Origin of the sequence: Xanthomonas sp. SHU 166 (genome assembly GCF_000364685.1) — a bacterium.
Lineage (GTDB): Bacteria > Pseudomonadota > Gammaproteobacteria > Xanthomonadales > Xanthomonadaceae > Xanthomonas_A > Xanthomonas_A sontii.
This window is the reverse complement of sequence record NZ_AQOJ01000584.1, coordinates 1-10,610: the sequence shown is the minus strand read 5'-3', so window position 1 is coordinate 10,610 and position 10,610 is coordinate 1. Positions and strand designations below refer to the sequence as shown.

The following is a 10,610-nucleotide window of genomic DNA, read 5'->3' as shown; positions in this document are numbered from 1 at the left end:
CGACCGTGGCGGTGCCGCAGGACGACCGCTGGGGGCGTACCTACGAGGGCTATTCCGAGTCGCCGGACGTGGTGGCCAGCTACGCCGGTGCGATGGTCGAGGGGCTGCAGGGCAAGGTGGGCACGCCCGCCTTCCTCGATGGTCGCCATGTGATCGCCTCGGTCAAGCATTTCCTGGGCGATGGCGGCACCACCGACGGCCGCGACCAGGGCGACACCAAAATCGGCGAAGCCGAGCTGGTGCGCATCCACGCCGCCGGCTATCCCCCGGCGATCGCCGCGGGCGCGCAGACCGCGATGGCCTCGTTCAACAGCGTCAACGGCGAAAAGATGCACGGCCACAAGGCCTACCTGACCGATGCGCTGAAGGGGCGCATGCACTTCGGCGGCTTCGTGGTCGGCGACTGGAACGGCCACGGACAGGTCAAGGGTTGCACGCCGACCGATTGCCCGGCCACCATCAACGCCGGCCTGGACATGGCCATGGCCTCGGACAGTTGGAAGGGCTTCTACACCACCACGCTGGCGGCGGCGAAGAACGGCACCATCTCGCAACGGCGCCTGGACGATGCGGTGCGCCGGATCCTGCGGGTCAAGATGCGGCTGGGCCTGTTCGAGGCGGGCAAGCCGTCGGCGCGCGCGGTCGGTGGGCAGTTCGCGCTGATCGGCGCGCCGGCGCATCGCGCGGTGGCGCGGCAGGCGGTGCGCGAGTCGCTGGTGCTGCTGAAGAACCAGGGCGGCGTGCTGCCGCTGTCGCCGACGCAGCGCATCCTGGTGGCCGGCGACGGCGCCAACGACGTCGGCAAGCAGGCGGGCGGCTGGACGCTGAACTGGCAGGGCACCGGCACCACCCGCAAGGATTTCCCGAATGCGGACACCATCTACGAGGGTTTCGCGCAGCAGGCCAAGGCCGCGGGCGGCGAGGCCGTGCTTTCGATCGACGGCACGTACGCCACCAAGCCGGACGTCGCGGTGGTGGTGTTCGGCGAGAACCCCTATGCGGAGTTCCAGGGCGATCGGCCGACCCTGGCCTACAAGCCGGGCGACGACACCGACCTGGCGCTGATCAAGCGGCTCAAGGCCGACGGCATGCCCGTGGTCGCGGTGTTCCTCAGCGGGCGCCCGCTGTGGGTCAACCGCGAACTCAACGCGGCCGATGCCTTCGTGGCGGCGTGGCTGCCCGGCTCGGAAGGCGCGGGTATCGCCGACGTGTTGCTGCGCACTGCGCAGGGCGGCGTGCAGCACGACTTCAAGGGCACGCTGAGCTTCAGTTGGCCGCGCACGGCCACGCAATACGCCAACAACGTGGGGCAACAGGGCTACGACCCGCTGTTCGCCTTCGGCTACGGCCTGCGCTATGCCGACAATGGCAACCTGGCCAGGTTGCCGGAAGTCTCCGGCCTCACCGGCAACGAAGCTGCGGCCGGCGTGTTCTTCGCCCGCGGCGCGGCCGGCCCGGGCATGGCCTTGCGCCTGGAAGGGGCCAATGGACAGGGCGTGACCGTCACCCGCGTGCCGGAGTCGCTTGAGGGCGCGCTGCTCAAGGTCACCGGCGTGGACCACCTGGCGCAGGAGGATGGCCGCCGCCTCGCCTGGTCGGGCGGGCGTGAGGCGGTGGTCGCGCTGCAGTCGCATACGCCGCTGGACCTGCAGCGCGAGAGCAACGGCGACTTGATGCTGGTGACCACGCTGCGCGTGGACGCCGCCCCGCAGGGCGAGGCGTGGCTGGCGGTCGGCTGCGGCAGCGGCTGCGCCGCGCGGGTGGCGATCGGGCCGACGCTGACCGCCCTGCCGGTCGGCCAGTGGAAGCGCGTGGGCGTGCCGCTCAAGTGCCTGGCGGCGGCCGGCGCGGATCTGAGCAAGCTGGATCGTCCGTGGGCATTGACCACGGCGGGCGCGATGACGCTGTCGGTGTCGCGGGTCGCGCTCGGCGCATTGAACGAAGCGGAGAGCACTGTCGCATGCCCGAGCGCGTGAGCCTGCGTCCTGCGTCAGCGCCCCTTGGGTGGGCCGGCGACCGAACCGCGCAGCACCAGCCGGTGCGGGACCACGTGGTCGCTGGACATGCGTGTGTCGTCGCGCTTGCGGCGGATGCTGCGCAGCAGGATGTCGATGGCGGCATCGGCCATCGAGGCGATCGGTTGGTGGATGGTGGTGAGTTCCGGCCACACGGTGGTGGCGGCCGAGGTGTCGTCGAAGCCGACCACCGACAGATCGCGCGGCACTTCCAGGCCGCGCCGGTGCGCCACGGAGATCGCCGCCGCGCCCATGTCGTCGTTGCTGGCGAAGATCGCGGTCGGCGGCCGCCGCTGCGACAGCAGCTTCTCGGCGGCGGCCAACCCCGAGCGGTAGGTGTAGTCGCCCTGCTGGACCAGGCCGGGTTCGACCTTCAGCCCGGCCTCCTGCAGCGCGGTCACGAAGCCCTCGTAGCGCCGCGCACTGGCGCTGAGGTCCTGGCGCCCGCGGATGAAGCCGATGCGCCGGTGGCCGTGCTGGATCAGGTGTTCGGCCATCTCCTTGCCGGCATGGAAGTCGTCGATGCGCACGCAGGAGATCGCGTCGCTGAGGCGCCCGGCGGCGATCGCGATCACCGGGATGCCGGCCTTCACCAGTTCGCTCACCGCCGCCTGCGATTCGCACAACGGCGGCGGCAGGATCACGCCATCCACGCGCCCGCCCAGGGCACGCGCGGCCTTGCGCTCGGCATCGGGGTCCAGGTCTTCCCAGTAGTGGATGACCAACTGGATGGCGGCGTTGGAGGCGACGCGCAGCAGGCCGACCAGCAGCTCGCGCAGGTAGGCGCCGCTGGGATTGGTGTAGATCAGGGCGATGCGGGTGTGCTGCGCGGCGGCCAGCGAACTGGCCGCCAGGTTGGGCGTGTAGCCCAGTTCGCGCACCGCGCGCATCACGCGCTCGCGGGTGGCATCGCGCACCTTGCCCTGGTTGATCGCGCGCGACACGGTCATCGGCGAAACCCCGGCCAAGGCCGCCACCTCGTCGATCGTCACCCCGCTGGTCTTGCGGCGGACCGCTTTCTTCGGCTTGTCCAAAACGCGTTCCCTTTGTTGTTCCTGACGCTGCCGCGCCGCGGGTACGCCGTCAGCTTACAAGGTTTGCTGGCGGCGCTTGGGTGCCGTCCGCATGTCATGCGGTGTCAGTGGATGGCATGCGCTGCCATGGTGCTGATGGTCTGCGCGGGCAGCCTGCGCGCGGAGGACGGCGCAGCGCTGTGGCTGCGTTACCTGCCCTCGCAAGGCGCCGCACGTGCGGATGGCGACACGCGCCTGGACGAGGTGGTGGCGCCGGCGCGGACGCCGACGCAGCGGGTGGCGCGCGACGAGCTGGTGCGTGGCCTCACCGGCCTGCTGGGGCGCACGCCGGCGATGCAGGCCGCGGCGACCGGCGATCACGCGGTCGTGCTGGGCACGCCGCAGTCGTCGCCAGCGCTTGCGCCGTTCCGCGGGGAGATCGCGTCGCTGGGCGAGGAGGGCTACCTGCTCAAGCGCACCCGCATCGACGGGCACGCCGTGCTGCTGGTGGCGGCACGCCGGGACATCGGTGTGCTGTATGGCGTGTTCCATCTGCTGCGCCTGCTGCAGACCGGCGCGTCGCTCGAAGCGCTCGATGTGCGCGAGTCGCCACGGATCCGGCTGCGCGTGCTCGACCATTGGGACGACCTGGACGGCCACGTCGAGCGCGGCTATGCGGGCCGCTCGCTGTGGGACTGGCAGAGCCTGCCGGAATGGCGCGACCCGCGATACACCGACTACGCGCGCGCCAATGCCTCGATCGGCATCAACGGCACCGTGCTCAACAACGTCAATGCCAATGCGCAGAGCCTGGCGCCGGCCTACCTCGACAAGGCGGCGGCGCTGGCGGACGTGTTCCGGCCCTACGGCATCCGCATCTACCTGAGCGCACGCTTCAGCGCGCCCATCGAACTGGGGGGATTGAACACCGCCGATCCGCGCGACCCGGCCGTGCAGCGCTGGTGGCGCGACAAGGCCGACGAGATCTATGCGCGCATTCCGGATTTCGGCGGCTTCCTGGTCAAGGCCAATTCCGAGGGACAGCCCGGCCCGCAGGACTATGGCCGTTCGCACGCCGACGGCGCCAACCTGCTGGCCGATGCGCTGGCGCCGCACGGCGGCGTGGTGATGTGGCGGGCCTTCGTCTACGCCCACGACGTGCCGGTGGACCGCGCGATGCAGGCGTACACCGAGTTCGTCGGCCTCGACGGTGCCTTCCGCCCGAACGTGATCGTGCAGGTCAAGAACGGGCCCATCGATTTCCAGCCGCGCGAGCCCTTCCATCCGCTGTTCGGCGCGATGCCGCGCACGCCGCTGATGCTGGAGGTGCAGATCACCAAGGAGTATCTGGGCTTCGCCACGCACCTGGTGTACCTGGGGCCGCTGTACGAGGACGTGCTGCAATCCGACACCCATGCCCGCGGCGCGGGATCCACGGTGGCGGACGTGGTGGATGGCACATTGGAAGGCCACGCCCTGACCGGCATCGCCGGCGTCGCCAACATCGGCAACGACCGCACCTGGAGCGGCTCGCACTTCGACCAGGCCAACTGGTACGCCTTCGGCCGCCTGGCCTGGAATCCGCACCAATCCGCCCGCGCCATCGCCTTGGACTGGGCGGCGATGACGTTCTCGCCGACACCGGAGGTGGTGCAGCCGATCGTCGGGATGATGATGAGCTCGCGCGAGGCCGCGGTGAACTACATGACCCCATTGGGCCTGCACCACCTGATGGCGCGCGGCCACCACTACGGCCCCGGCCCCTGGGTGGACGGCGGCCCGCGCGCGGACTGGACCGCGGTGTACTACCACCGCGCCGACCGCAATGGCATCGGCTTCGACCGCACTACGCATGGCAGCAATGCGGTGAGCCAGTACGCGCCGGACGTGGCGGCCGTGTATGGCGACCCGGCGCGGGTGCCCGAGTCGCTGCTGCTATGGTTCCACCACGTGCCGTGGGACCACCGCATGGCCTCCGGACGGCCGTTGTGGGACGAACTGGTCGGCCGCTATACGCAAGGCGTGCGTCAGGTGCAGGCCATGCAGGCCACCTGGGATGGACTGCGCGGCAAGGTGGACGCCGAGCGGCACGCGCAGGTGGCGGCGTTCCTGCGCATCCAGCTGCGCGAAGCGCAGTGGTGGCGCGATGCCAGCGTGGCGTACTTCCAGTCGGTGAGCGGGCGGCCGTTGCCCGCGGGCGAAGCCGCGCCACCGCATCCGCTGGCCTGGTACCAGGCCCTGCAGTTTCCCTCCGCACCGGGAGATGGACGATGAAGCCGACCACGTGGACGGGCTGGTTGCTGGCGGCGGCCTTGGCGTGCAGCGCCACGCCCTGCGTGGCGCAGGACGCGGCGCCGCCGCTGTTGCATGCGCTGTTCCAGGATCACGCCGTGCTGCAGCGCGACCGGCCGACGCCGGTGTGGGGGAACGCCGCGCCGGGTGCCACGGTGTCGGTGACCTTCGCCCGGCAGTCGGTCAGCGCACGTGCCGATGCCGGCGGCCACTGGCGTGCCACGCTGAAGCCGGTCGCCGCGGGCGGTCCTTACGACATGACAGTGCGCGCGGGACAGGCGCGCCAGGTCGTGCGCGATGTGCTGGTCGGCGATGTGTGGCTGTGTTCCGGCCAGTCGAACATGGAGCTGCCGGTGTGGCGCGCGCTGGATGCGAGCCGCGAACTGGCCGCCGCTGCCCAGCCCAACATCCGTCTGTTCACCGTGCCCAAGGCCGCGGCGGTCGCGCCGCAAGATGCGTTCCCGAGCGCGGTCGCATGGCAACCCGCGGCGCCGGACACGGTGCGGGAGTTTTCGGCCGCGTGCTTCTACTTCGCGCGCGAACTGCAGAAGACGGTCAAGGTGCCGATGGGGCTGGTCCAGGCGGCCTGGGGCGGTGCGCGGATCGAGGCCTGGACCAGCGCCGACGCCCTGCGTGCGCAGGGTGGCATGGATGAGGCGCTGGACGTACTGGCGCTGTCTGCCACCGACCCTATCGCGGCGAGCGCGCGCTGGGGCCGGCACTGGCAGCAGTGGTGGACCACACGCGCCGGCGCCAGGCCGGGCGATATGCCATGGCAACCGGATGCTGACAGCACGGGGTGGCAGGACGCGCCGGAGGCGCTCGGCGCGTGGGAGCGCTGGGGCGTGCCGGCGCTGGCCGACTACAACGGCATGGTCTGGTATCGCACGCAGGTCACCCTCACCGCCGCGCAGGCGGCGCAGGGCGCACGGCTGGTGCTGGGGCCGGTCGACGAAACCGACGTGACCTGGGTGAATGGCGTGGCCGTGGGCAGCCAGAACGCGCCGAGCGATCCACGCCGGTATGCGCTTGCGCCCGGCCTGTTGAAGGCCGGCACCAACACGGTGGTCGTCAACGTGCTGGATACCTACGGCGAAGGCGGACTGGCAGGCCCCGCCACTGCGCATGCCGTGGAATTGGCCGACGGCACGCGCATCGTCCTGGATCGGCATTGGCAGTACCGCATTGCGCCCGATCCGCAGTCACCGCCGCTGGCGCCGTGGCATGCCGCCTCCGGCATGTCGACGCTGTACAACGGCATGATCGCGCCGCTGGGACGTTACGGGCTGCGCGGCATGCTGTGGTACCAGGGCGAATCCAACACCGGCGAGGGCGCCGTCTACGCGACCCGGCTGCGCCATCTGCGCGACGACTGGCGCACGCAGTTCGGCGCGGCGACGCCATTGCTGGTGGTGCAACTGGCCGGCTACGGTCGCCCGCCCCAGGCACCGACGGAGAGCGGCTGGGCGCAGGTGCGCGAGGCGCAGCGCCGCGTCGCGGCCGAAGACCCGCACAGCGGGCTTGCAGTGGCCATCGACATCGGCGATGCCTACGACATCCATCCGCCCAACAAGCAGGAACTGGGGCGGCGCCTGGCGCGGGTGGCGCGCCACGTGGTCTACGGCGAGCGCGCGCTGGCGCCGTCCGGCCCGAGGCCACGCACGGCAGCGCGCACGCAGGGCGCCGTGCGCATCGTGTTCGACGACGTCGACGGCCGCCTGGTCACGACCGGGGCGAGCGGCCCCATCGGCTTCGAACTCTGCGATGCCCAGGCGCAGCGCTGTACCTATGCCGACGCGGCGCTGGACGGGCGCACCGTCGTCCTGCGCAGTCCCCAGGTAGCCGCCGCCGCACGCGTGCGCTACTGCTGGGCCGATGGCCCGGTCTGCACGCTGCGCGACCGTTCCGGTGCGCCGGCAGGACCGTTCGAACTCGCACTGTCCGAAGGAGTTCACTGATGCGCCCGTTGCTCGCCACGGCCGTCCTGCTGTTGTCCGCTGCGCTGCAGCCGCTGTGGGCCGCGCCCGCACCGCCGGTCTATTTCGACTGGTTCGACTACGCCGGGCGCGACGCAGCCTTCGATTCGCCGCTGCCGGCCGGGCATTACCGCAATCCGATCCTGGCCGGCTTCCACGCCGACCCCAGCATCGTGCGCGCGAACGGGCGGTTCTATCTGGTCAATTCCAGCTTCACATACTTCCCGGGCATTCCGGTGTTCGAGAGCGTGGATCTGGTGCACTGGAAACAGGTCGGCAACGTGATCGACCGGCCGACGCAAGTCGACTTCGATGGCCTGAGCGTGTCGCGCGGCATCTTCGCGCCGGCCATTTCCTATCACGACGGCGTGTTCTACGTGGTCACCACGGCCGTCGACAGCGGCGGCAACTTCATCGCCACCGCGCGCGATCCCGCTGGCCCCTGGTCGGATCCGCACTGGCTGCCGGGCATCGGCGGCATCGATCCGTCGCTGTTCTTCGACGCCGACGGCCGCGTCTACCTGCTCAACAACGACGTGCCGCCCGGCGCGCCGCGCTACGACGGCCACCGCGCGATCTGGATGCAGCAACTCGACCTGGCGACCTTCACCCCGGTGGGGCCGCGCAAGGTGCTGATCGACGGCGGCGTCGAGCCGGCAAAGAATCCGATCTGGATCGAGGGGCCGCACCTGTATCGACGCGACGGCTGGTACTACCTCTCCGATGCCGAGGGCGGCACCGGGCCGCAGCATTCGCAGGTGGTGCTGCGCAGCCGCGACGTGTGGGGGCCTTACCAGCCGTATGCGGGCAATCCGATCCTCACTCAGCGCGACCTGCCCGACGCTAGGCCGCTGCCGATCGCCAACGCCGGGCATGCGGATATTGTGGAAGGGCCCGACGGGTCCTGGTGGGCGGTGTTCCTGGCCAGCCGCACCTACGACGTGCGCCACTACAACACCGGGCGCGAGACCTACCTGCTGCCGGTGCAGTGGCGCGACGGCTGGCCGGTGATCCTGCCGGCCGGGCAGGCCATCCCGTATGCGGTCAAGGCACCGTCGTGGATGCAGGGCGAGGCGTCGCAGGCGCCGTCCACCGGCAACTTCGCCGAGCGCGACGACTTCGACGCACCGACGCTCGGCCGCGGCTGGTTGCGCGTGCGCGTGCCCAAGCAGGACTGGGCGGACCTGCGCACGCGTCCGGGAAGTCTGGCGGTGCATCCGTTGCCGAAGAACCTGGACACCTTGCGCAACCCCGCGTTCCTGGGGCGCCGCCAGCAGCATTTGCGGTTCGAGGCCAGCACCGCAATGACGCGCCCTGAAGCGGGCGTGGCGGCCGGGCTGGCGGCGTTCCAGAACGAAGATTGGTGGTACTTCCTTGGCGTGCGCCGCGTGGGCCGCGATCGCGTGGTGGTGTTCCTCGAAGCGCGCGCGGGCAAGGGCGCGACCAGAACCATTGCCAGCCGCGAAGTGGACGCGTCCACGTCGCTGCGTCTGAAGATCGCCGGCGACGCCGGCACGTATGCGTTCGCGTTCGACGCCGGCACGGGGCAGGGCTGGCAGACCCTCGCCGACGACGTCGACGGAACCGTGTTGAGTACGGATCGTGCAGGCGGCTTCGTGGGCACCCTGCTCGGTCCTTTCGCGCGCGACGAGCGTGCCTCCAGGAGCAAACGATGATGACGCGCAGGTTTTCCTTTCGCAGCGGTGTTCGTGGCCGCCTGTTCCGCACGCTGGCCCTGTGCGCCGCCATCGCGCTGGCCGGCGTGGGCCATGCCGCCGACGCCGTCGACACCAAGCCGTGGCAGGACACCTCGGCCAGCTTCGAAGCCCGCGCGGCGGCGCTGGTCGCGCACATGACCCTGGAGGAGAAAGCGGCGCAGATGCAGAACGCTGCGCCGGCGATCGAGCGCCTGGGCGTACCGGCCTACGACTGGTGGAACGAGGCGCTGCATGGCGTGGCGCGGGCCGGGCAGGCTACGGTGTTTCCGCAGGCCATCGGGCTGGCCGCCACCTTCGACGTGCCGTTGATGGGGCAGGTGGCCACCACCATCAGCGACGAGGCGCGCGCCAAGCACCACCAGTTCCTGCGCGAAGGCGCGCATGGCCGCTACCAGGGGCTGACCTTCTGGTCGCCGAACATCAACATCTTCCGCGACCCGCGCTGGGGCCGCGGCCAGGAAACCTACGGCGAGGATCCCTACCTCACCGCGCGCATGGGCGTGGCCTTCGTGCAGGGATTGCAGGGCGACGACCCGGTGTACCGCAAGCTCGATGCCACCGCCAAGCATTTCGCCGTGCACAGCGGCCCGGAGGCCGACCGTCACCACTTCGACGCCCGCCCCAGCAAGCGCGACCTCTACGACACCTACCTGCCGGCATTCGAGGCGCTGGTGAAGGAGGGCAAGGTGGACGCGGTGATGGGCGCCTACAATCGCGTATACGGCGAGTCCGCCAGCGCCAGCCAGTTCCTGCTGCGCGACGTGCTGCGCCGCGACTGGGGCTTCACCGGCTACGTGGTCTCGGACTGCTGGGCCATCGTCGATATCTGGAAGCATCACCATCTGGCGCCCAGTCGCGAGGCCGCCGCGGCGCTGGCAGTCAAGAACGGCACCGAACTGGAGTGCGGCCAGGAGTACGCCACGCTGCCGGCAGCGGTGCGCCAGGGGCTGATCGACGAAGCGGAGATTGATGACGCGGTGACGCGCCTGTTTACCGCGCGCATGCGACTGGGCATGTTCGATCTGCCCGAGCGCGTGCGCTGGGCGCGGATTCCGGCGTCGGTGAACCAGGCGCCCGCGCACGATGCGCTGGCCCTGCAGGCCGCGCAGGAATCGCTGGTGCTGCTGAAGAACGATGGCGTGCTGCCGCTGTCGCGCACACTCAAGCGCATCGCCGTGGTCGGCCCGACCGCCGACGACACCATGGCCCTACTCGGCAACTACTTCGGCACGCCGGCGGCGCCGGTGACGCTCCTGCAGGGCATCCGCGACGCGGCCAAGGGCATCGAGGTGCGCTATGCGCGCGGTGTGGATCTGGTCGAAGGGCGCGACGATCCGAGCGCCACGCCGCTGATCGAGGCGGCGTATCTGCGGCCCTCGGCGGACTCGCCGGAACGCGGCCTGCGCGGCGAATACTTCCGCACGCCCGATCTGTCGGGAACGCCGGCGCTGGTGCGCACCGACGCGCAGATCGGCTTCCGCTGGGACCGCGGTTCGCCGACCGACAATCTGCTGGCCCGCGGCGAAGCGGGGCCGGGGCAGGGCATTCCCAACGATCATTTCAGCATCCGCTGGAGCGGTCAGCTGCTGCCGCCGG

At 70.6% G+C, this 10,610-nt stretch carries 6 protein-coding genes; 5 read left to right on the top strand and 1 reads right to left on the bottom strand.

Annotation, left to right across the window (positions count from 1 at the left end):
- Window positions 1-1,976: glycoside hydrolase family 3 N-terminal domain-containing protein (locus D180_RS14600; protein WP_017913381.1), on the top strand; the 1,976-nt coding region annotated here is incomplete at its 5' end.
- Between the two features lie 14 nt (window positions 1,977-1,990).
- Here D180_RS14600 and D180_RS14595 read toward each other — a convergent pair.
- Window positions 1,991-3,049, bottom strand: a complete 1,059-nt coding sequence (locus D180_RS14595; RefSeq protein ID WP_017913380.1) for a LacI family DNA-binding transcriptional regulator — start codon at window positions 3,047-3,049, stop codon at window positions 1,991-1,993.
- Between the two features lie 111 nt (window positions 3,050-3,160).
- On the opposite strand from D180_RS14595, the gene D180_RS14590 reads away from it, so the two are divergent.
- The 4 genes from D180_RS14590 to D180_RS14575 all read left to right on the top strand — a co-directional run.
- Window positions 3,161-5,302, top strand: coding sequence for an alpha-glucuronidase family glycosyl hydrolase (locus D180_RS14590; RefSeq protein WP_043091029.1), 2,142 nt, complete (start codon window positions 3,161-3,163; stop codon window positions 5,300-5,302).
- Window positions 5,299-7,278, top strand: coding sequence for a sialate O-acetylesterase (locus tag D180_RS14585; protein ID WP_017913378.1), 1,980 nt, complete (start codon window positions 5,299-5,301; stop codon window positions 7,276-7,278). Before D180_RS14590 ends, D180_RS14585 begins: the two co-directional genes overlap by 4 nt.
- A complete protein-coding gene (locus D180_RS14580) occupies window positions 7,278-8,972 on the top strand; it encodes a glycoside hydrolase family 43 protein (RefSeq protein WP_017913377.1) in 1,695 nt (564 codons plus the stop codon). Before D180_RS14585 ends, D180_RS14580 begins: the two co-directional genes overlap by 1 nt.
- 53 nt (window positions 8,973-9,025) lie before the next feature.
- Window positions 9,026-10,610 (top strand): glycoside hydrolase family 3 N-terminal domain-containing protein (locus tag D180_RS14575; RefSeq protein WP_043091030.1); only part of this gene is annotated, 1,585 nt, incomplete at its 3' end.

Excerpts from the sequence above, each read along its gene's own strand:
- D180_RS14585 (WP_017913378.1), top strand. The coding sequence starts at position 5,299 with ATGAAGCCGACCACGTGGACGGGCTGGTTGCTGGCGGCGGCCTTGGCG.
- D180_RS14590 (WP_043091029.1), top strand. The coding sequence starts at position 3,161 with ATGGCATGCGCTGCCATGGTGCTGATGGTCTGCGCGGGCAGCCTGCGC.
- D180_RS14580 (WP_017913377.1), top strand. The coding sequence starts at position 7,278 with ATGCGCCCGTTGCTCGCCACGGCCGTCCTGCTGTTGTCCGCTGCGCTG.